A 22,283-nucleotide genomic window follows, 5' to 3' on the forward strand; every position below is an offset into this window, starting at 1 on the left:
TCTTTTAATAAAATAAAATAAAATGTCATTTCGATAGAGCATGGGGAAGAAAGAGCGGGGGAGCGAAAGAGAAACCACCTCTTGAGCGTAGCGAAAAATCTTATACACCCTGCATAGCTGACCGCATGTTGTATAAGATTCCTCCTCGTACCTCGTTCGGAATGACAACGTGTTTTATAATGCAAGGCGGGAATATTGAATTGCTACAAAGCTTTTGCTCCTTTGGAGCAGGGACGCTCGATTTACACTAAATAATAGCAGGTAAGGCGAGGATCACCTATCGACGGCCTCATTAATCAATATATCCAATTTGTGTTTTTTATCCTGCCCGTAAAATCCGGTAGATTGATGGTTGCGTTCGCAGCCTCCTCGATATATTCAATATTTTCAAACTCGTGCCAGGCGGGGTCAATGTCATCGTTAAAAGTTTCTGAACGCAGATCGGGCAGGCGCCAATCCCCGGCGTAGAACCAGATTTGATCAATCAGTTTGGATTGGATGAGGGCGGATAGTTCTGTAAGACTAATGTTGCCCGGGTTGGCGAAGATTACCGAAGCATATATTTTGTAATTGCCGGCATCGCGGTATAGGTAGTTGAATTGGATGTTCGCCATGCCGCAATGTAGGCGGATGGTTTGGGGTTGGCAATCGGAGATAAGTGAACTTTAGGAACTAAATAGGTATGTATAAGGAGATATTTTAAATTTAGATAAATAACACTAATTTGGTGGAAAATAGAAGTATGCCATACGCAATTATAACTCAAAATGACGTTTCAAAATGGGATGATATAGAAGGTAAAAAATATCATTTTCCAAATAAATATTTAAGAATCTTAGTACCCGGCACTAAGATTATATATTACAAAGGTGTTTTAAAGGATAAAGCGTTTGAGGATCAAAGACTGAGTAAGAAAGCACATTACTTTGGACTGGCTGAAATAGGTGCAATTAAAATAGATCCCGAAAATCCCAAAAATTCCTTTTGTGATTTTAAAGATTATACGAGGTTTAAAACGGCGATATATTTTATCGATGCAAAGACTAATAAATATTTTGAAAAAACTCCTCCATCAAGGGAGTCTAATTATTGGCGAGATGGCGTCAGAGAAATAACAAAAGATATTTATGAATCAATACTAAAAAATATTTGATATCTATTGAATTATTCGCAAGTGAACTTATCCGATGGCCAACTTTCCGCTTTCCTTCCAAATGTATGCAGGCATTGGCTCATGTAATTGCCATTCTATGTTCATCGGTTTTGAACCACTCGATTTGATGTAATTGGCCTCACCTAAAAATACATAGGGCATGGTAAAACCATATTCATCATCATTTTGCTCACGTACAAATAGCAAGATCTTTTTATCTTGGGTATTATGATTGATGTAGGATAAACCTTTGGGCGATTCTGGAGCGGTGGCATTTTGAGATTGCCAATGAAATAAATACTCGTTGATGGCATAATCATCATACAGGGTAGATGGCGAATATTCCTTCTCTGATTTTTTGAGGGTGACAAATAGCGATTCCATATTCAACTCTTTATTGGCAGCCACACCTTCCCGGTTTGATGATGCTTTATCAAATTGATGCAAGCCTGTTGCAACCAATATTTCGCTACGGTTATATCTACTGTGTACTTTTAATGGGAGCGCGAAATTCAGGTCGATGTCTTTTTCAATAAAGTCGACTTTGGAAATTAGATAATTAACCACTTCCAATAATTCGGACACCATTACCGGATTTTTTGAAATCTGTTCGATGCTGTCCTTTAGTGATGCAAACCCTAATTGTGGGCCAGCTTTTTGCCAAACATCATAATGGAACATCAAAAGCATCAAATTTTCTTCTTCGCTCCATGCGTTTGTATTGAAATTACTTTCAATCAAGTTCCGCAGAAATTTAAGATAGCTTATAGAATTGCATCTTAGCAATCGTTTGATGCAACCCGTTATTTCTGTTTCATTCGGTTCGATGAAGTTTTCAATTATGCCCGCTTCAACACAAAGCCGTTTCCAGTTATCTTTTTTGTAAATCAGTTGGGGTTCAATATGTTGAAACTCAATGAAGTTTTGCAGGCTTAAAGATAGTGTTGACTGATGTTTATAGTTTTGAATTTTAATGATTAGTTGTCTTCGGTTAAATCCTATGGCTACTCTAATATTTCTTAGGATTACTTCTTTAGCTTTCTTTTCTAAAACAATGGAACAGCCTAAAGGTAAATGCGGAAATTCGTCTTCGATCTCTTTAATTATTGAGGTTTGGGTTTTACCTACCAGTGCTCTAAACTTATGTTCAAAATCGTACTCGGGCCGGGCGTTGCCTACAAAATCCAATACGGTTAAGCAATCCTTATTTGGAGCCAGGCGCAAACCACGGCCTAATTGCTGCAGAAATATGGTTAGGCTTTCAGTCGGCCTTAAAAATAATACCGTATCAATTTCGGGGATATCAACACCCTCGTTAAAAATGTCTCGTACAAACAGGTAGTTGATTTCTTTATTGCGGAAGCGTTCCCTAATCTCTGCACGATTAGATGAGTTTTCGCTGGTTAAGTAATCCGCTTTTAAGCCTGCCAAAGTAAACTTTTCGGCCATATATCGGGCATGGTCCATGCTTACACAAAAGCCCAAAGCTCTTACATCATGTACATCAGTGAGGTACTTATCACAGTTGTTTAAAATGTCGCTCAATCGCCTATCGTCTTCGGTATATAGTTTTGTTAACTCATTAATTTCATACCGGCCGTTTTTCCAGGAGAGCTTTGATAAGTCGACATTATCTGACAAAGCAAAGTATTGGAATGGCGAAAGTAATTTTCTGTTAAGCGCTTCTGGCAATCTGATTTCGGCAGCAATTACTTCGCAAAAATCTTTTAGAATATCTTCGCCGTCGCTCCGTTCTGGTGTTGCGGTTAAGCCTAATAAAACCTGGGGGTTAAATTGTGCGAGGATAGGACGATAGCTTGATGCCGCAATATGGTGCACCTCATCAATAATAATGTAGTCATAAAAATCAGGCGATAACAAAAGCTTACTGATTTGATTTACTAAGGTTTGAACCGAAGCAAATACAAACTCATAATTATCCGGCTCCAACCCATCAACCCAAAGTTCGCCGAAGTTTGCATTTTTTAGCACATGCTGAAACGTTTGTTGGGCTTGTTCCAAAATCTCTTTACGGTGGGCAACAAACAGGAGCCTTGCCCGTGGATTGTTATTTTTAAAATCCCGATAATCAAAAGAGGAGATCACTGTTTTACCTGTCCCGGTGGCGGCAACAACCAAATTTTTAAAGCGATTGTGTACAATTCTTTCCGACTGTAGTTTCTCTAAAATTTCTTCCTGATAAGGAAAAGGCTTTAAATCAAAAAAGCTGGTTATGCTATGCTTATCAAATGATTTTTGTTGTTTTAAAGCAGCACTCAGTTTCTGTTTGTCTTTACCAAATTCGTAATGTTCAAAGTCCTTATCAACCCAATAAGTTTCAAATGTCTTTTTAAACTTATCGATAATATGATTGATCTCTTTAGATGTTACTTTCAAATTCCACTCCAAGCCATTGGTCAAGGCCGATCTTGAAATATTGGATGAACCAATGTATCCTGTTGTAAACCCGGTGTTTCTTAAAAACAAGTAAGCCTTTGCATGTAGACGCTCATGGTCCGAATTATAGGAAACCTTTATTTCGGTGTTCTTTAAGCTGGATAAAAACTCAATCGCCTTTACGTCGGTAGCACCCATGTAAGAGGTGGTGATGATTCGCAGTCTTTTACCGCTATTGGTGAACTCTTCTAACTCTTCTTTAAAAATGCGGATGCCCGAGTATTTGATAAAAGATACCAGCCAGCAAATTTCATCGGATGAAAGGATCTCTTTTTTGATCTCACTTTCTAAGGAGATCCCCACATTATTGCCTGTAAATAATTCGCTTTGACTTAATCGAGTATAAGGGGTAATTTCTTTTATCCGGTTATTAAAATCAGCAAAAGGAGCATCTAATTTGGAGAAAACGGCATCTAATATTTTGCCTTCGTTATCAATCAAATTGTCCGAAAGATTAATACCCGGAAGTTCGTTTATTAGTAATTGAATGATTTTATTAGAAAGCTCAATTTGCTTAAGCGTTTTATGCTCGTCCTTAATTTCATTTAAGGCAAATTTTATGGTCTCGGATAAATACAGGCTTAGGTATCTTGAAGCTTCTTCTTTATCCAGTTGAGTGCTTTTGATGAAATAGGTGTCGGTACTTAATAGATCTAACTTGTTAGCAATAAGTTTATTAATCAATTGCTCGTAGAGCCCTAATTCAACTGTTGGCATTTAAAAGGTTTAAGTAATGATTTATAATAGGCACATCTGCATCTGCCCAGTCCAAAGCTAACAATTCATCTGTATGCAGCCACTTAAATTGGGCATGTTCCTTTAATATTATTTCGCCATTTATATGCTCACAAATAAAGGGTATAAGTTCAATAGTTATTTTAGGGTAAGTATGGGTGTTGGATGGTAAGGCTTGTATTATCTTGATTTCAATATTTAATTCTTCCTTAATTTCTCTGATTAAGCAATCTTCCGCGGTTTCTTCGGGTTCTATCTTACCGCCGGGAAACTCCCATTTTAAAGGTAGGCTCATGGTCTGGCTGCGTTGGGCGGCCAGGATGCGGGATTGATTGTTGACAATGAGGGCACAGGTTACTTTAATCACAGTTGTTATCTTCTACTTCGAAAAATACGTGTTTACATTGGGTATTTAAACATTCGTTTATGGATAGTTGAAGGATGGTATGCAAAAAGCTGGAAATGATATCTGTTCTTGTTCCGCAAAAGGGGCAGGTTGTAGGTTGGTCGGTTGTTAATTGAAAGCAAATCGGCATGTTCATTCAAATTAAAAGAGTTATTTAAATTTCTTTCAAAGCGATTTCAATTTTGTCAATTACCCTGTAGTATTCTTCACTTAACTCGGGAATAATGACGCTTTCAACTTCATCTTTTAACAATGTTAAAGCACTGTATAAAGCATCTTTTATAATTTCCTGATTCATATTACGTATTGTTAATACGCGAGTATAAATATTTTGGATCTTTTATAGAAGCTGCGTTTTGGATGAATTTCTTACGATAGTGATAGCGTTGCCTGCACAGTTCACAGTATGGTGCTTCACTATGACGTGTTTAGATTTCAAACCATGCACCCGGCTCTGTATACTGGTAACGACTCACCCCGCCGGTCCGCCCTTCGCGGACGGCGGCCCTCTCTTCGGCTTCGCCGGAAAGAGGGCCAAAAAGAAGCTCATTTTTAATTTTCAGTTCCCTCTTTCCAACGAAGTTGAAGAGAGGGTGACAAGCGTAGCGAAGTCGGGTGAGTTGTAACCTTGGTTAGTTTACGCTATTTGAGCCACAAATAACAAAGCCGCTTACCTTAACTGTTCGGCGTTTATTTTTCCGATCTGGAGATTTAGCGTCAGGAAGTCGAAAAAGTTCCAGGCAGCGGTAATTTGTTGGTTTACAATGCGGGTTATGGATGTGCCCGAAAATTTAACCGGGGCATTGGTTGGTTTATAATTAGCGGTGAAGGTGCAAATGGCGGTTGCGTAGTCGCCATCAACAAAAACCTCGTGCACATCGATGTGAATGTTTTCATAATTGGCATTAAAAAAGCGGTGCACTTCTTTAAAACCGTCGGAGCCGATAACGGGTTCCTCGCCCAATCCTAATGCGTTGCATTCGGGGTGTAACATTTCGCCGATCAGGGCTTCGTTGTTGTTGTTCCAAACTTCGTTATACCAACGAAGTACAAACTCTGTGTGTTCTTCTTTTAACGACATATCGGTATTAGGTTTATTGCTACGCTAAGTTATGTAATTGTTTAAAATTCAACAAATTAACTTATTTTTTTTATGCTTGCTCATGCGGAGACGGCTGTTGCATTAAGGATAGGAGTGGATACCGGCCCAGCGCTTAAAGCCCGCACAGTATGAACGGATAGCCTGACCGCCTCTATCGGCGGGAATGCCCCGGAAGGGAGTAAGGATTTTTGGAGCAAGGAGCAAGGATTTTTTTTGAACGAAGGATTAAGGGAGTAAGAATAATAGACTTACAAAAAAGCTTTTGTCATCCTGAACGATTTGAAGGATCTGTTATTCGCCATGCTTCCTTGCCCTGTAAAGTCTGCGAATAGATCCTTCGTTCCTACTCATGACGTATTGGATTTTGGGGCGTGTGGGCCTGTCAGTCTGAGCCTGTCGAAGACTCGTGCGGAGAGGCCTTTGCCCGCTATCCTTCGACAGGCTCAGGATGACAGCCATTTTTGTTACGTCATTTCCCCTTCAGAGGCCACCGGATTTTACCACTCAGGATGACCAATCGTTCAGGATGACAAATCTTTTTAAACGTTATTCGCCATGCTTATTCGCCTGGTAAAGTCTGCGAATAGATCCTTCACTACGTTACCCATTACGTATTGGATTTTGAGGTGTGTGGGCCTGGCAGTCTGAGCCTGTCGAAGACTCGTGCGGAGAGGCCTTTGCCCGCTATCCTTCGACAGGCTCAGGATGACAGCCATTTTTGTTACGTCATTTTCCCCTTAAGACGCCACCGGATTTTACAACTCAGGAAGACAAATCGTTCAGGATGACAAATCTTTTTAAACGTCCTTCGCCCAATACCTAATTAACCACCAGCGCTAAACGGTCATCGGCAAAGGTGTTGCCTTGTTTTACGTCGCCGGTTTCGTAGCCTTTTTTAAACCAGTACATGCGTTGGGCGCTGGTGCCGTGGGTAAAGCTATCGGGCTCAACGTGGCCCTGGGTTTGTTGTTGCAGGCGGTCGTCGCCGATGGCGTTGGCAGCGTTCAGGGCGTCTTTAATATCTTTCTCATCGATCACTTTTTTTATGCTTTGCTCGTAATGAGCCCATACGCCGGCGTAAAAGTCGGCCTGTAGTTCCAGCTTTACCGAAAGTTTGTTGTATTCGCGCTGACTGAGGCGATTGCGGGCCTGGTCCATTTTGGCGCTTACACCCAGCAGGTTTTGCACATGGTGACCCACCTCATGGGCTATCACGTAGGCCTGGGCAAAGTCGCCGGCGGCACCGAAACGGTTTTTAAGTTCATCGTAAAAAGAAAGGTCGATGTATACGCGGGCATCACCGGGGCAATAAAATGGTCCGGTGGCCGAACTGGCGTTGCCACATGCCGATTGTACAGCATCGGTAAACAGCACCACTTTAGGGTCCTGGTATTGGCGACCCATATCGGCAAAAAGCTTGCCCCAAATGTCTTCGGTATCTTTAAGCACTACGCGCACAAATTTTTTGCCGTTGTCCTCGGGCGCATTGGGGTCCTTTGCCTGCTGTTCGGTTTGCTGGGGTTGGTTGCTGCTTACCTGGTTAAGCACCTGTGAGGGATCGATGCCGGTAAAAAAATAAATTGCGGCGGCTATTAAGCCTACAATACCGCCACCCACCGCCAACCCGCGACCACCGCCGCTGCCACGTTGATCTTCTACATTATCGCTTTCGCCCCTGCCAAACCACTGCATAATTTTATGATTTTTTTAAAGGGGTAACAATATGGCTAAGGAAAATGTTTGCGCCCTGGCCGCCATGAATTGGGGTTTATTTGCGTGGAGGGTTAGGTTGTATGGTGATATTGAGGACGATTAAAAAAATGTCATCAATCCTGAGTAGTAAATTTAGGGAAACTCTGAGGAGGAAATGACGTTTTAAAAAGAGGCTGTCCTGCTGAGTTTTGAAAACCGTTTTGGCCTCTGAAGGAAAAAATGACGTAACAAAAATGGTTGTCATCCTGAGCCTGTCGAAGGATAGCGGGCAGAGGCCTCTCCGCGCGAGTCTTCGACAGGCTCAGACTGACAGGCACACACGTCTCAAAATCCAATACGTCATGGGTAGCTTGTCGAAGAATGTAGGCAAAGGCCTCTGCGCACGCCCCTTAGACAAGCTCAGGGTGACAGGCCTTTTTAGGGATAGGCATAAAAATGTCATCCTGAACGCAGTGAAGGATCTGTTATTCGCCATGCTTATTCGCTCTGCATAGTTCGCTAATAGATCCTTCACTGCGTTCAGGATGACAAAAAGGTTTTTTATAAGGTAGTGCCGTGTCCTCTTATTTTATTTCAAAAACAGCGTTAATCTGCAGGCTGATTTTGATCTTTTTAAAGTCGATATCTGAGGGTGGAGCATCCGCGGTGGCTGTTTTAAACATCATGGTGTTATAGGCACGTGGCTGCGGGAAGCTGCTGTTATCGCTTTCGGTAATGTTAAGCACATCGCCCAGTTTGTTGCCCAGGCCGGCCAGCAGGAACGAAGCTTTGTCGCGGGCCGAGATCAGGGCTTTCAGTTTCAGCTCATTCTTCAGGTCGTTGATTTTGGAATAGTCGTAGCTGTCAATATTGGTCGACATGATACCCTTAGGGTCGATTTTAGATACGATTTGATTAAACTTATTCAGATCGCGGATGCGCAGACCGTATTGTTTGCCGGCTAAAAAGTCGGGAGTTTTTTTCTTTTGGTAGATGTTGTTCCAGGCAGATACGTTGTTCACGGTAAAATCGGTAGCGGGGATACCGGCCTCTTTAACGGCTTTTTCCACCTGGCTTTCCAGGTCACTGATTTGGATGTGTTTTTTACCGTCCATATATTCCTGTAAAGAAATGGTAACGTTGATAATATCGGGGGTAACTTCCTGCTCGGCAATGCCGGTAACTTCTATTTTGCGGCGCAGATCAACAGCCTGCGCAAAGGCACCATAAGTAAATGTTAACAGGGTTGCAAGGATAAATAGCTTCTTCATGTGTGATGTATGATTTTTTTGTATGTTATGACTAAGGTAACGTACTAATAGTTTAATGTGTAACAGGCAGCACCAATTATTTACAACCGCGTTACTAATTGCTTTAAGAAAAATGAAGTGCTTTTGTTTAACAAAACGCGGCATTACTTTGGCGTTGTTAAAACCCTTTGGCCTTTTTAATAGTTATAAGTGTTTAAAAATACGTTGGTTATGAGGTCGATATGGAAAGGGTCAATTGGGTTTGGATTGGTGAACATTCCTGTAAAGCTATTTTCGGCGGTGCAAACATCATCGCTTGATTTTGATATGCTGGATGGGCGCGATCATGCGCGGATCCGTTTTCAGCGGGTTAATGAGCGTACGCATAAGGAGGTACCTTACGATAAAATTGTAAAAGGCTATAAGCTGAACGATGATTATGTGATTATGGAGGATCAGGATTTTGAGGATGCCGCACCCGAAAAAAGCAAGGTGATTGAGATTGAAAGTTTTGTAGACATTGCCGACGTAAACCCCATGTTTTACGAAACATCCTACTATACCGAACCCGATACCAAAAACAATAAAGCCTACGCCCTATTATTAAAAGCGCTCATCCAATCAAAAAAAGCAGGCCTGGCCCGTTTTGTACTGCGCAGTACCGAGAGCCTGTGCATTGTACACCCGGTTGAACATGTGCTGGTGGTTACGCGGATCCGCTTTGGGCAGGAAATACGTGGTACGGAGGATTTGAACATTGGTGATGATGTTACCGTAAGCAAAAAGGAGCTCGACGTGGGCCTGGCCCTCATCAATCAGTACGCCGAAGATTTTGATGTATCTAAATTTAAGGATGAATATAACGACGAGCTGCTGAAGATCATCAAAGCAAAATCAAAGGGCAAGCGGGCAACGGTCAAGAAACTTAAACCGCATAAAGCTAGCAGCGATGATCTGTATGATCAGCTGTTGAGTAGTTTAAAAACGAAGAAGGCATAGGCGGGGTGTGCAGATGCTTTAATCTCTTGTATTCCTGCGTAAAGTGTCTGTTAATGAATTGTATAGACAGGGTTCCTGTTTTCTATACAGCTTTAAATATTGAAAACTACATGCTTCTTGCTTAAAACAGGATAAATTAGCGTATTTTCTTTCGTAATAATTAATATTTGTGATAAAAATGGAAATTTGGCATCCCCTTTGTATTTCTTTAATCATCATTAAAACTTCAAAACATATTTACTATGGCAACTACAAAAACAGCTGAACAAACAATGGACGTTCAGGAATCAGCCTTGAATGAATTATTTTTGGATGAGTTAAAAGACATTTACTGGGCCGAAAAACACCTGGCAAAAGCATTACCCAAAATGGCAAAAGCGGCAACTTCTGATAAGTTACGCGCCGCTATCGAAAATCACTTATCAGAAACCGAGCACCAGATAACGCGCCTGGAAGATGCCTTTGCATCAATAGGCGAAAAAGTTGCCGGCGTAAAATGCGAGGCCATGGCCGGTTTGTTAAAAGAGGCCGAAGAAATTATTTCTGAGACCGAAAAACACAGCCAAACCCGTGATGTGGGCATCATTTCGGCCGCTCAAAAAATTGAGCATTACGAAATTGCCTCCTACGGAACGCTAAAAACCCTGGCCACCGTATTGGGTTACGGCGAAGCCGCGGAGTTATTTGACTCGACCCTGCAGGAAGAAAAAACCTGCGACAGCCTGCTTACACAAATAGCCCAGGCGGGTATTAACAAAGGGGCAAAAACGGAGAAGGCGTAAGCCCCTCCAAAACCCCTCCGGCAAATGTGGTTTAACTTTTGTAAAACAAAACGCGGCTAACGGATATTATATATACATCTATCTATGAAAACATTAACTAAAAACAAATTATCATGAACTCATTATTGTATATAATCGCCGTTATCTTGTTAGTTGGTTGGGCCATCGGGGTGTTTTTTACCACTGTAGGCAGCCTGATCCATGTATTACTGGTGATTGCTATTATTGCCGTATTACTGGGTATCATCAGGAGACCAACAGCTATTTAAGTAGAAGAAAAATATAGTTTTTATGCCCGTCCCTGCTTGCAGGGCGGGCTTTTTTTTTGTTAAAACCCTACGTAGGCTAATACCGTTGCCTGTTTTTTATTTCCGTTGGCATCTGTAATAACCAAAGCGCCTTTTCGGTACAGGGTTAGCCCTTCCCAGTTATTTTTATACCCGGGGAAAGTGGCCACCTGTTGCCATTTGCTGCCTTTTACGTTTTTGAGCTTTACAATGCGGGCATAAGTGGTTTTTGATGATTTTAAATAGCCGGCATCTTTAACCAAACTATCGCGCAGGTTAGGGATGGTGTTTTTTATATTTTCTTCCTGGTGATTAAGCTTATCGTTATCCAGGTAATATTTATAATCGCCGTTCCAGAAATAGTTGATGCCGTAGATAGCGCCTTTTGCATCAGCGGTAATATCAGTGATCCTGAAATATAGCTGTGGGGCCTTAATTGGTTCCGGTTGTTTGGCAAACGAGGTATCAATTAAGTATCCCTGCCCACCGGCGGGCATTCCGTTATATTCGTAATAAGCCAGCAGTTTATTTTCTTTGGGCAGCCAGGTTACAGCCTCAAAGCCGGCGTTGTTAATCAGCTCGGGGCGTTTGAGGTTGACGATGTGCTGCGGGTCGATAATTATTTGGTTATTAATGGTATCAAGCCGGGCTTTGAGCAGGTAGCAGTTTGGGGATTTATCGTCGGTTTCGATAGATAGGAACACCGTGTTGTTTACGATGCTTATCGCCTCAAAACCCTCATATTCATCCGCTACGTTGTTGGGCAGTTTATCCAGGTTTAGCACTTTAAGAGATTTATAGGCTGATAGTGCGGAGTCTTTACCATCAACCACGCGGCCAATGCTATCGGTAAGTAAACTGTAAATCAAAAACTCACCCTTTAGGTTATCTTTTTTAATCAGCGTTTTATGGTCGCCATATTGTGGCAGCAGGTATACGCGGTTGCCGTAAGTGCACATGCCCGAGTACTCTTCGCCTACGCCATCAATGGCTTTGGGCAAGGGAATGGTTTTATATGTATTTTGACTGTAAACCCGGGCACAGCAATAGGCAATTACAGCAAGCAGCAAAATGAATCTTTTTTTCATGTGGATAATATGGATACAAAACTAAATATACGGTTTTTAGCGTGGGCGGGGTGCGTGTTGCGGGGATCGGGTGGCGTGGGGCGAGTTGCGGGTGGCGTGTTCCGAGGATCGGGAAGTAAGGGTTGAGTCTTCTCCGCTATACCTGCATTTGCAGATATATGCCCATTAAAACTCGAACCGCGCAACACGCCCCGCCCCCGTAACTCGCAACACGCCCCACGATCCTCGCCCCACCGATAAAACCCTATATTTACAGCTAACACTAAAACATTTAACAAAATTTAACATTTAAACGTGGAATTTTTTTAGCAGAAAAAAGTTTGTGTGTTTAAGTTTGCTTTCGAAATAAAAAAGGGTTCATGGAAGAATTAAATATCAATACCGAAAATGTTTCATCGGGCGCTGTTACCGGTAGCACATCGTATTCAACCGATATCAGGGCGCTGAACGAAATGATACAAAAGGAAAGTGCCTTTATCGATCTGCTTAAAATGGAGATGGACAAAGTGATCATTGGGCAAAAATATATGGTTGAACGTTTGCTGATCGGTTTACTGGCCGATGGGCACATCCTGCTGGAAGGTGTACCGGGTTTGGCAAAAACTTTAGCCATCAACACGCTGGCCAAATGTATCCAGGTTGATTACAGCCGGATCCAGTTCACTCCCGATTTGTTGCCGGCCGATTTGGTGGGTACGATGATCTATAACCAAAAAAAGGAAGAGTTCATTGTTCGTAAAGGTCCGTTGTTCTCCAACTTCATCCTGGCCGATGAGATCAACCGTGCACCTGCCAAAGTGCAGAGTGCCCTTTTAGAGGCCATGCAGGAACGCCAGGTAACTATTGGCGATAATACTTTCCCGCTGCCAAATCCATTTTTGGTACTGGCAACCCAAAATCCTATTGAGCAGGAGGGTACTTACCCGCTGCCAGAGGCTCAGGTTGACCGTTTTATGCTGAAAGTAGTGATCACTTACCCGGATAAGGAAGAAGAAAAGAAAATTATCCGCGCCAACATATTACCGGGCGGTATGCTGAAACCATCACCAATCATTAAGCCCGAAGAGATTGTTCGTGCCCGTAAGATTGTTCGCGAGGTATATATGGACGAGAAGATTGAGCAATACATTATCGATATTGTTTTCGCTACCCGTTTCCCAGAGCAGTTTAAACTGGCGCATTATAAAAACCTCATCACCTTTGGCGCGTCGCCAAGGGCGAGTATCAACCTGGCTTTGGCTGCCAAGGCTTACGCCTTCATCAAACGCCGTGGTTATGTGATACCGGAGGATGTGCGTGCTATTTGCCACGATGTATTGCGTCACCGTATAGGTTTAAGCTACGAGGCCGAGGCTGAGAACATCACCAGCGAAAATATTATTACCGGAATCTTGAACGCGGTAGAAGTACCGTAAGGAGTATTCTCAGGAGGGGGCGAAAGAAAGATATTATGATCTAATTGCAAGGCCGGGCGTAAAGTTCGCAGAGCAGAGCGCATAAGATTTCTAAAATCGTTCGAAATGACATTTTTGTTTGATTTAAAAAATTGCTAATAAAAGTCCTCTCCCTTTAGGGGAGGATTTAGGAGGAGCCAATGGCTAAGGATACCAAAGAACTGCTAAAAAAGGTAAGGAAGATAGAGATAAAAACCAGGGGATTAAGTAACCACTTATTCTCGGGCGAGTATCATTCGGCTTTCAAGGGGCGGGGTATGGCCTTTAGCGAAGTGCGCGAGTACCAGCTTGGCGATGAGATCCGTACCATTGACTGGAACGTTACCGCCCGCTTTAACCACCCCTATGTAAAAGTGTTTGACGAAGAGCGCGAGCTTACCGTTATGCTGATGATGGATGTGAGCGGATCAGAAAACTTTGGTACCCAAACTCAGCAAAAGCAGGATCTGGCTACCGAGCTTTGCGCGGTGCTTGCCTTTTCGGCCATCCAAAACAATGATAAAGTGGGGGTGATATTTTTTAGCGATAAAATAGAAAAGTTCATTCCGCCAAAAAAAGGGCGTACCCATATCCTGATGATCATCAGGGAACTGATAGATTTTAAACCCGAAAATAAAGGCACCAACGTTGCCGTCGCGCTAAAATACTTTACCAGCGTTATCAAAAAGAAATGTACGGCTTTTATACTATCTGATTTTATTAGTCCGGGTTTTGAGGATGAGCTGAAGATTGCCAATAAAAAACATGATATTATTGCCTTGAGGCTTTATGATAAACACGAAGAGGAGTTTCCAAACCTGGGCCTTATCCCGATGAAGGACGAAGAAACAGGCGAGCTACTTTGGGTAAATACAGCCGATGAGCATGTGCGCCAGGCTTTTAAGGCCGACGCACTAAAAAGAAACGGAATGCTGAAAGAAACCTTTAAAAGATCGGGTGTTGATTTTACCAGCGTGGGTACCCATGAATCATACGTAAAACCATTAATGACACTATTTAAAAAGCGGGAAGGCCGGAGATGATCAAGTGTTTTAAATATTCCCTGGTACTATTGCTTGCAGGTGCTTTTTACAATGCCTTTGCCCAAACGCCGCAAGCGGGAGCAAAGCTGGATAAGGCTACAATACTCCTGGGCGAGCAAACCAAGCTGCACCTCAGCATCAAATTTAATGTGAAGGATAAGGTGGAGTTTCCGGCACTGGCAGATTCTATTGCCGGGAAGATCCAGATTGTAAGCAGCAAAACTGATACCCTGTTTGATAAGGGCGATGTAAGTATAGAAACTATTCATAAAAGCTACACAATTACCGGCTTTGATAGCGGCGCGTATGTAATACCATCCTATGCGTTTAAAACAACAACAGGCCCGGTTTTTACACAAGCTTTAACCATTATGGTACAGCCGGTAGCGGTTGATACTACCAAAGCCTTTTATGATATAAAGCAGCCGCTTGCTATAAAATATTCATTTTTGGATTGGCTGCGCGATAACTGGCCATGGGTTGTGGGCACCTTGCTGGCCATTTTAATTATTGCCGGTATAGTATACTACATTAAAACAAGGCCTAAAAAAGTAATCATCATTGAGCCGCCTAAACCTAAGGTGCCGGCCCATATTACCGCATTGCAAAAACTGCAGGAGCTGCGCGATAAAAAGCTATGGCAGCAGGAGCAGGTGAAGCAGTTTTACATTGAACTGAGCGAGGTGATCAGGGAATACCTGGAAAACAGGTATGCTATAACAGCTCATGAGCAAACATCTGAGGAGATTTTTGCCAGTTTAAGGTTCATGGATATTACAGAGGAGAACAAGAACGCGCTTCGCCAGATGCTTATTCTTGCCGATTTGGTGAAGTTTGCCAAGGAGAAACCATTGCCTTTTGAAAATGAGCAAACCATGGATAATGCCATCAGCTTTGTAAATAAAACACAACAGGCATATCAGCCACAAACAGATAAACAAGAGGGGAACAAATGAGCTGGTTTAAAGGAATAGAATTTGCCCATCCCGAATTTTTCTGGTTGTTTATCAGCATACCCCTTATGGTTGGCTGGTACATCTGGAAGCAAAGGCAGCTGCAGGGAAACCTAAGCGTGCCTACCTTAAAGGGATTCACCATCATCAAAAAAAGCATGCTGCCCAAATTTAGGCATTATGCTATTGTGCTGCGTTGTTTGGCTGTGGCCGCATTGGTTGTAGCGCTGGCAAGGCCACAATCATCATTAAGCTGGCAAAACAGTACTACCGAAGGAATAGATATCGTTATTGCATCAGATATTTCGGGCAGTATGCTGGCCGAAGATTTTAAGCCCAACCGCTTAGAGGCCGGTAAAGAAATAGCTATTGATTTTATAAAAGGCCGCCCGGATGATCGTATTGGTTTGGTGGTTTTTAGCGGTGAAAGCTTTACCCAATGCCCGCTTACTATTGATCATAGTGTGCTTATTAATATGTACGCTGATATTAAAAATGGGATGATTACCGATGGTACCGCCATAGGTATGGGCCTGGCAACAGCTGTTAACAGGCTAAGAGGGAGCGAGGCCAAAAGTAAGGTTGTGATATTGCTAACCGATGGTTCAAACAACTCCGGGTCGATACCGCCTATAACCGCGGCCGAAATTGCCAAACAATTTAAGGTAAGGGTATATACCGTAGGTTTGGGTACCAACGGCTTTGCGCCATACCCGGTACAAACCCCAATGGGGGTACAATACCAGCGCATGCCGGTAGTTATTGATGAGGTCACGTTATCAAAAATTGCCAGTATTACGGGCGGTAAATATTTCAGGGCCACCAATAACGCGACGCTAAAGGATATATACACACAAATAGATAAGCTGGAGAAAGCTAAGATTGATGTTACCCAGTACCGCAAAAAAACCGAAATGTTTTTGCCTTGGGCCATCATCGCGCTGGTTTTATTATCGCTTGAATTTATATTAAAAAACACCCTGTTCAGAGGGGCTTTAACTTAATAGATGTTACGTTTTGCACATATAGAATATTTATGGGGATTGGTCATTGTACCGGTGTTCATCATCCTGTTTTTAACAGTGAGCATCTGGAAAAAGAGGGCTATCTCCTCACTTGGGGATAAAAATGTGGTTAAGTTAATGATGCCGCAGGTTTCTTTGTCAAGACCGTGGTGGAAGTTCACTTTCTTTTTGGTTGCCTATGCGGCATTAATAGTAGGCATAGCCGACCCACAGATTGGATCAAAAACCGAAGAGGTAAAACGCAAAGGCGCCGACCTGATGATACTGCTTGATGTATCAAACAGTATGCTTGCGCAGGATCTGGCACCTAACAGGCTGGAGAACGCCAAACGCGCCATTGCCCAGCTTGTTGATCGTTTGCATAATGACAGGATTGGTATTATTGTATTTGCCGGTCAGGCTTATGTGCAACTCCCTATCACAACAGATTACTCGGCAGCAAAGCTATTCCTCAATACTATCAATACCGATATGGTGCCTACGCAGGGTACAGCCATTGGCGCGGCGATAGACCTGGGTATGCAGTCGTTTGATTTTAAAAATGGAACAGGTAAGGCCATGATCATTATTACCGATGGCGAAAACCATGAAGATAACGCGGTAGAGGCGGCTACTAATGCCCGGCGCAGGGATGTATCTGTTAATGTGGTTGGCGTTGGCTCGCAGGAGGGCGCACCAATACCGGTTTATGAAAACGGTCGCCCGGTAGGTTTCCATACAGATAGTGTGGGCCAGCAGGTGATAAGTAAGCTTAACGAGGATATGGGTAAGGAAATAGCTACAGCTGGTGGCGGGGTGTATGTAAGGGCCAATAATACCAATAGCGGCCTGGGCATTGTGATGGATGAGATTAACAAATTGCAGCGCAAAACTTTGGATACCAAATCATTTAAAGATTTTGAAGATAGGTTTCAGTTTTTCCTGAGCATCGCTTTTGTATTGCTGCTGGCAGAGTTTTTTATATCAAACCGTAAAAACATGCGGTTGAGCGGGATAAAATTATTTGAAGTAAAGAAGTCATGAAGCAATTGATTATAGTTGTATTATTGGTACTGCAGGCTTCATTCCTTTTTGCCCAGCAGGAAAAAAAGTACATTAAAAAAGGTAACGAGCTTTACCAGGAAAAGAATTATAAAGAGGCCGAAGAAAACTATCGTAAATCTGTTGGTAAAACCGCTAAAACGGTTGAAGGTAACTTTAACCTGGGCGATGCCCTGTATAAACAAAAGAAATTTGATGAAGCCCAGCAACAGTTCAGTAAAATAGCGTCTTCATCAACCAATAAACAGGTTTTGGCAAATGCTTATCATAATTTAGGCAATTCCCTGTTAGAGAAGAAAAAGCTGGAAGAAAGTATTGCCGCTTATAAAAAGTCGTTGCTGAATAACCCAACCGACGATCAAACCCGTTACAACCTGTCATACGCCCAAAAAATGTTGAAAAAGCAACAGGACGATAAAAAGAAACAGGATAAAAAGAACGATAAGAATAAGGACAAGAAGAATAAAGACGATAAGAACAAGGATAACAAGAACGATAAGGATAAAGACAAAAAAGATCAGGATAAGAAGGATCAGGATAAAAAAGACCAGGACAAGAAAGACCAGGATAAAAAAGATCAGGATAAGCAAAATCAACCACAGCCCAACAATGTATCAAAAGATGATGCCGAGCGGATGCTGGAAGCCCTGAACAATGATGAAAAACAAACGCAGGATAAGCTAAAAAATAAAAAGCTGAAAGGCGCAAGGGTAAAAATATCCAAAGACTGGTAGGCCCTATATTTATAACAAATGAAGCTAAAGTATTATATATCGTTCCTATTGCTGTTTTGCACCGGTGTGCTTTTTGCTGCCGATATAAGATTTACCGCATCGGTTAGTAAAACCGAAGTGGGCACAACAGAGCAGTTTGAAGTTACCTTTAGCTTAAGTGGTAATGGCGATAGGTTTACGCCGCCGGCCTTTAATGGCTTTTTGGTGGTATCGGGCCCTAACGTATCTCAAAGTATGAGCGTTATTAACGGCGCGTCGTCATCAAGCATGGCTTATAGTTATGAGCTCGTAGCCGTTAAACCGGGTACTTATACTATTGGGCCGGCTACTATAGTTGTTAACGGTAAAACGCTAAGCACACAGCCCATAAAAATAAAGGTAGTTAAAGGCACAACAGCAGCTTCTGCCCAACAAGCAACAGCTGCCCAACAACAGCAGCAGCAACGGGCAGGAGGAGGGATTCAAAGTATCACATCGGGCCGTTCAAAGGATATTACCAAAGATCTGTTTATCAGGGCTGATGTTAATAAAACCAACGCCTACATTGGCGAGCAGCTTACCTTAAGCTACCGCCTGTACACACGCGTGGCGCTGGTGGGTAACGAACTGGAAAAAATGTCGGACCTGAATGGTTTTTACAGCCAGGAAATTAAAAGCGCCGACCCTACCGCTGTTCACTGGCGCATTGAAACCATAAAAGGGGTAAAATATAATGTAACCGAGATTAAGCAGAATATACTGTTTCCTGAGCATGCCGGTAATATTACAATCGACCCCATGATCATGAATTTTGTAGTGCGCGAAACTGCACCATCTGCCGATCCGTTCGATAATTTTTTTGGTGGCGGAAGCTTTAACGATGTTAAGTACAAGATTAAAAGTATCCCCGCGGTTATTCACGTAAAACCACTTCCGCAGGCGGGTAAGCCAGCTGGTTTTGGCGGTGCGGTTGGCCGGTTCACAATCCATACATCGGTAGATAAAAGTGAGCTGAAAGCCAATGAGCCGCTTAATTATAAAATAACCATCAGCGGTAAAGGTAACCTGAAGCTTTTGAAACCAATGGCGCCCGACTTTCCGGCTGATTTTGAAAAGTACGACCCCAAAGTAACCGATACCATTACCGATAATGAAAACGGTGAATCGGGCACACGTGTTTACACTTACCTGCTGATACCAAGGCATGGCGGCAGTTTTAATATCGACCCTGTCAAATTCTCTTACTTTGATCTTTCGGCAGGTAAATATGTGTCTGTACAAACCAAAGGTTTCCCGATAAAGGTTGCCAAAGGCGCCACAGAAAATAACGTAACCTCACTGGGCGATGCCGATAAACAGGATGTTAAATTGCTGAATAAGGATATTCGTTATATTAAAACGGATGCCGACAATATTGCCAAAATTGGCGACGGTTTTTATGGCTCACCATTATATTACTTTCTGTTGATTTTAGGCCCGCTATCGTTTGCCGGCGCCCTTGTTTACGGGAAATGGTACGAAGTGGCCAATAGTGATATAGTTAAGGTAAAAAGCCGCAAGGCTGGTAGAATTGCAGCCAAACACCTGGCCAGCGCTAAAGCGCAGCTAACGGCCAATAATAAAACCGCCTTTTACGAAAACGTGTTTAGGGGTTTGTATGGTTACCTGGGCGATAAGCTGAACATTGCCGCCGCCGATCTTAACCGCGAAAAAATTGCCACCGAGTTAAAAGCCCGGTCTTTGGATGACACGAGCATCAACGACTTGCTGGAAACTTTAGATTTGTGCGATATGGCCCGCTATGCGCCGGTTTCGGGCATCTCAGAACAACAGATGTTTGATAGGGCAAAAAACATGATCAATAACATTGAAGAAAAAATATAACATGCTGAAGCGTTGTATATACCTGTTGCTCCTCATTGTATCGCCATTACTGGCTTTTAGTAATAACGATGCAACTGCTTTATTTAAGAAGGGGAACGACCTGTATCAAAAAACAAAATATAAGGAGGCTGCGGCTATCTATCAAAAAATGGTGGATGACGGTTACCAATCGGCTGCCTTATATTTTAACTTAGGGAACACCTACTACAAAACCGGCGATATAGCCCCAGCTTTGCTATACTACGAAAAAGCGCGCAAGCTATCCCCGGGCGATGAGGATATTCGGGTTAATATCCAATTGGCTAATTCAAAAACTTCGGACAAAATTGAAGAGGTGCCTGAATTTTTTATCCGCAAATGGTGGCATGGGTTTTTACTCGCTTTCTCGGCAAATATGCTGGCAGTACTCAGTGTATCACTTTTATTGGCGGCATCCGCTCTGCTCATCCTTTACCGTTTTACAGGCTCGGTAGGCATAAAAAAAGCATCGTTCTATTTGGCTATCGTGTTATTGGTCGTAGGGATCAGTGCTATTTTTATCTCCGGCAGGCAAGCCTATTATTTTGAGGCACATCATGAAGCCATTATTTTTAGCTCATCAGTAACCGTTAAAAGCGCCCCTGCAACTTCATCCAAAAACGTGTTTGTATTGCACGAAGGTACCAAGGTTAACATACTTGGAAGCAATAACAACTGGGTAAAAATTCGCCTGGCTAATGGCAATGAAGGCTGGATTGGTACCGGGGATGCAAAGGAGATATAGGCTCTTTTGACCTTTTTTGTCATGCTGAACGAAGTGAAGCATCTATTCTACGCTTTGCACATCCGCCCTGCACAGTTCGTGAACAGATTCTTCGTGATGCTATGTATGACGTTGTTGCAAAAAAAATACTTTTTGTCATCCTGAACGCAGTGCACTGTTGTCCGGTAAAATCTCGTTTGATATATAAAAACATCTCTTAAGGCCTACAAAAGGCCTTTTTTTGTGCATTTTCAAAACCAAGCCCCCTAAAAACTCAATAATTCATTTCTTTTTTAAGAACCGGCTGTCCGGTAAAAAAAGCACGCAATCCTCGATATTTTTGCCATTTAACCTGTTGTGAATGCGCTATAGCTTCAAAAAAAAGTTTTCACTGAAAATATCGCAGCCATTTCTCAACCGGCTGTCCGGTAAAGTTTTATTCAAATCTTTTACCGGACAACTGTGAACGCAGTGAAGGATCTATTATTCGCCATGCTTCTTCGCCCTGTACAGTCTGCGAATAGATCCTTCGTTCCTCAGGATGATAAACCTTTTTAACGTCAATTTCCCTTCATAGTTTTCGAAATTTCATCACTCAGAATTAACAATCTTTTTTAAGTGAATTCTTTTCATCCCCCTTTGTCATGCTGAACGATAGTGAAGCATCTATTCTACGTCTTGCACATCCGCCCTGCACAGTTCATGAACAGATTCTTCGCGATGCTATGTATGACGTTGTTGCAAAAAAAAATACTTTTTGTCATCCTGAACGCAGTGAAGGATCTATTATTCGCCATGCTTATTCGCCCTGTACAGTCTGCGAATAGATCCTTCGTCCCTCAGGATGACAAACCTTTTTAACGTCATTTTCCCTTCATAGTTTTCGAATTTTATCACTCAGAATTAGCAATCTTTTTTAAGTAAATTCTTTTCATCCCCCTTTGTCATGCTGAACGCAGTGAAGCATCTAATCTACGCTTTGCATATCGTCATAACAGATCCCTTCGCTATGAATAAGAAATAGAAAACTTTTCCTAAATTCATATCCCATATGCGCCAGTATAACTTCTTTACATATATTCTTACTAACTACAATAAAAAAGTATTGTATACGGGCGTTACAAATGACCTTGATAAACGGCTATATGAACATTACTTCGGCATCAATCAAGCTGAAAGCTTTACTGCAAAATATAAATGTTTCTATTTAGTTTGGTATGAAAGGCATCAGTATATCAATCATGCCATTGAAAGAGAAAAAGAAATTAAGGGTTGGATAAGGGACAAAAAGACTAAATTGATTGAACAGGAAAACCCAAACTGGAATTTTTTGAATAAAGAGATTATGGAATGGCCTCCGGTGTTTACCGGGTGAAGTATCAATCCTAAAACCCTTTTGTCATGCTGAACGCTTGAAGCATCTAATATTCGCCTTGCATATCGGCCCTGCACAGTTCGCGAATAGATTCTTCGCCATGCTCAGAATGACAGGACTTTA

At 42.3% G+C, this 22,283-nt stretch carries 21 protein-coding genes; 13 read left to right on the plus strand and 8 right to left on the minus strand.

Translation table 11 applies throughout. The features are described from left to right. Positions 1-296 precede the first annotated feature (296 nt). Complete coding sequence (locus Q0R88_RS24625; RefSeq protein ID WP_295721081.1) at positions 297-614, minus strand: hypothetical protein; 318 nt, start codon at positions 612-614, stop codon at positions 297-299. Between the two features lie 113 nt (positions 615-727). Between Q0R88_RS24625 and Q0R88_RS24630 the strand changes: the two genes are divergently transcribed. Next, a complete protein-coding gene (locus tag Q0R88_RS24630) occupies positions 728-1,153 on the plus strand; it encodes a hypothetical protein (RefSeq protein ID WP_295721082.1) in 426 nt (141 codons plus the stop codon). Positions 1,154-1,180: 27 nt separating this feature from the next. Here the strand turns inward: Q0R88_RS24630 and Q0R88_RS24635 are convergent, their stop codons facing one another. The 6 genes from Q0R88_RS24635 to Q0R88_RS24660 all read right to left on the minus strand — a co-directional run bounded on the left by Q0R88_RS24635 (position 1,181) and on the right by Q0R88_RS24660 (position 8,816). After that, positions 1,181-4,327, minus strand: coding sequence for a DEAD/DEAH box helicase (locus tag Q0R88_RS24635; RefSeq protein WP_295721083.1), 3,147 nt, complete (start codon positions 4,325-4,327; stop codon positions 1,181-1,183). After that, positions 4,314-4,712 (minus strand): (deoxy)nucleoside triphosphate pyrophosphohydrolase, encoded by a 399-nt coding sequence (locus tag Q0R88_RS24640; protein WP_295721084.1) that lies wholly within the window; start codon positions 4,710-4,712, stop codon positions 4,314-4,316. Before Q0R88_RS24640 ends, Q0R88_RS24635 begins: the two co-directional genes overlap by 14 nt. A gap of 193 nt (positions 4,713-4,905) precedes the next feature. After that, positions 4,906-5,049 carry a hypothetical protein gene (locus tag Q0R88_RS24645; protein ID WP_295721085.1) on the minus strand — a complete coding sequence of 48 codons (144 nt, stop codon included), beginning with the start codon at positions 5,047-5,049 and terminating at the stop codon, positions 4,906-4,908. Between the two features lie 372 nt (positions 5,050-5,421). Continuing rightward, positions 5,422-5,832 (minus strand): ester cyclase, encoded by a 411-nt coding sequence (locus tag Q0R88_RS24650; RefSeq protein ID WP_295721087.1) that lies wholly within the window; start codon positions 5,830-5,832, stop codon positions 5,422-5,424. Between the two features lie 840 nt (positions 5,833-6,672). After that, positions 6,673-7,545, minus strand: a complete 873-nt coding sequence (locus tag Q0R88_RS24655; RefSeq protein ID WP_295721088.1) for a neutral zinc metallopeptidase — start codon at positions 7,543-7,545, stop codon at positions 6,673-6,675. Positions 7,546-8,129: 584 nt separating this feature from the next. Beyond that, a complete protein-coding gene (locus tag Q0R88_RS24660) occupies positions 8,130-8,816 on the minus strand; it encodes an SIMPL domain-containing protein (RefSeq protein ID WP_295721089.1) in 687 nt (228 codons plus the stop codon). Between the two features lie 210 nt (positions 8,817-9,026). On the opposite strand from Q0R88_RS24660, the gene Q0R88_RS24665 reads away from it, so the two are divergent. The 3 genes from Q0R88_RS24665 to Q0R88_RS24675 all read left to right on the plus strand — a co-directional run bounded on the left by Q0R88_RS24665 (position 9,027) and on the right by Q0R88_RS24675 (position 10,845). Continuing rightward, entirely contained in the window at positions 9,027-9,794 is a 768-nt protein-coding gene (locus Q0R88_RS24665; RefSeq protein WP_295721090.1) for a Ku protein, read from the plus strand. A gap of 242 nt (positions 9,795-10,036) precedes the next feature. Continuing rightward, a complete protein-coding gene (locus Q0R88_RS24670; protein ID WP_295721091.1) occupies positions 10,037-10,576 on the plus strand; it encodes a ferritin-like domain-containing protein in 540 nt (179 codons plus the stop codon). 113 nt (positions 10,577-10,689) lie between these two features. Continuing rightward, entirely contained in the window at positions 10,690-10,845 is a 156-nt protein-coding gene (locus tag Q0R88_RS24675) for a lmo0937 family membrane protein (RefSeq protein ID WP_295721092.1), read from the plus strand. A gap of 59 nt (positions 10,846-10,904) precedes the next feature. Here Q0R88_RS24675 and Q0R88_RS24680 read toward each other — a convergent pair whose 3' ends face one another. Continuing rightward, positions 10,905-11,951, minus strand: coding sequence for a hypothetical protein (locus tag Q0R88_RS24680; RefSeq protein WP_295721093.1), 1,047 nt, complete (start codon positions 11,949-11,951; stop codon positions 10,905-10,907). Between the two features lie 491 nt (positions 11,952-12,442). Here Q0R88_RS24680 and Q0R88_RS24685 point away from each other — a divergent pair, with 491 nt between their 5' ends. The 9 genes from Q0R88_RS24685 (at position 12,443) to Q0R88_RS24725 (ending at position 22,160) form a co-directional block, all read left to right on the plus strand. Further along, positions 12,443-13,366, plus strand: a complete 924-nt coding sequence (locus tag Q0R88_RS24685; protein ID WP_366087942.1) for a MoxR family ATPase — start codon at positions 12,443-12,445, stop codon at positions 13,364-13,366. A 179-nt stretch (positions 13,367-13,545) separates the two neighbouring features. Continuing rightward, entirely contained in the window at positions 13,546-14,427 is an 882-nt protein-coding gene (locus Q0R88_RS24690; RefSeq protein WP_295721095.1) for a DUF58 domain-containing protein, read from the plus strand. Further along, positions 14,424-15,383: a hypothetical protein gene (locus tag Q0R88_RS24695; protein ID WP_295721096.1), complete on the plus strand. Its 960-nt coding sequence runs from the start codon at positions 14,424-14,426 to the stop codon at positions 15,381-15,383. The genes Q0R88_RS24690 and Q0R88_RS24695 overlap by 4 nt, the downstream gene beginning before the upstream one ends. Beyond that, the gene (locus Q0R88_RS24700) at positions 15,380-16,384 is read left to right on the plus strand and encodes a VWA domain-containing protein (RefSeq protein ID WP_295721097.1); all 1,005 of its coding nucleotides are present in this window, start codon (positions 15,380-15,382) and stop codon (positions 16,382-16,384) included. Before Q0R88_RS24695 ends, Q0R88_RS24700 begins: the two co-directional genes overlap by 4 nt. Before the next feature lie 3 nt (positions 16,385-16,387). Then, the gene (locus Q0R88_RS24705) at positions 16,388-17,428 is read left to right on the plus strand and encodes a VWA domain-containing protein (protein ID WP_295721098.1); all 1,041 of its coding nucleotides are present in this window, start codon (positions 16,388-16,390) and stop codon (positions 17,426-17,428) included. Beyond that, complete coding sequence (locus tag Q0R88_RS24710; protein ID WP_295721099.1) at positions 17,425-18,180, plus strand: tetratricopeptide repeat protein; 756 nt, start codon at positions 17,425-17,427, stop codon at positions 18,178-18,180. The genes Q0R88_RS24705 and Q0R88_RS24710 overlap by 4 nt, the downstream gene beginning before the upstream one ends. A gap of 18 nt (positions 18,181-18,198) precedes the next feature. Further along, the gene (locus Q0R88_RS24715) at positions 18,199-20,043 is read left to right on the plus strand and encodes a BatD family protein (protein ID WP_295721100.1); all 1,845 of its coding nucleotides are present in this window, start codon (positions 18,199-18,201) and stop codon (positions 20,041-20,043) included. 1 nt (position 20,044) lies between these two features. Further along, complete coding sequence (locus Q0R88_RS24720) at positions 20,045-20,806, plus strand: SH3 domain-containing protein (protein ID WP_295721101.1); 762 nt, start codon at positions 20,045-20,047, stop codon at positions 20,804-20,806. 1,030 nt (positions 20,807-21,836) lie between these two features. Next, positions 21,837-22,160, plus strand: coding sequence for a GIY-YIG nuclease family protein (locus Q0R88_RS24725; protein WP_295721102.1), 324 nt, complete (start codon positions 21,837-21,839; stop codon positions 22,158-22,160). The last annotated feature ends 123 nt before the right edge of the window (positions 22,161-22,283 follow it).

The organism is Mucilaginibacter sp. (assembly GCF_025362475.1).
Classification (GTDB): Bacteria; Bacteroidota; Bacteroidia; order Sphingobacteriales; family Sphingobacteriaceae; genus Mucilaginibacter.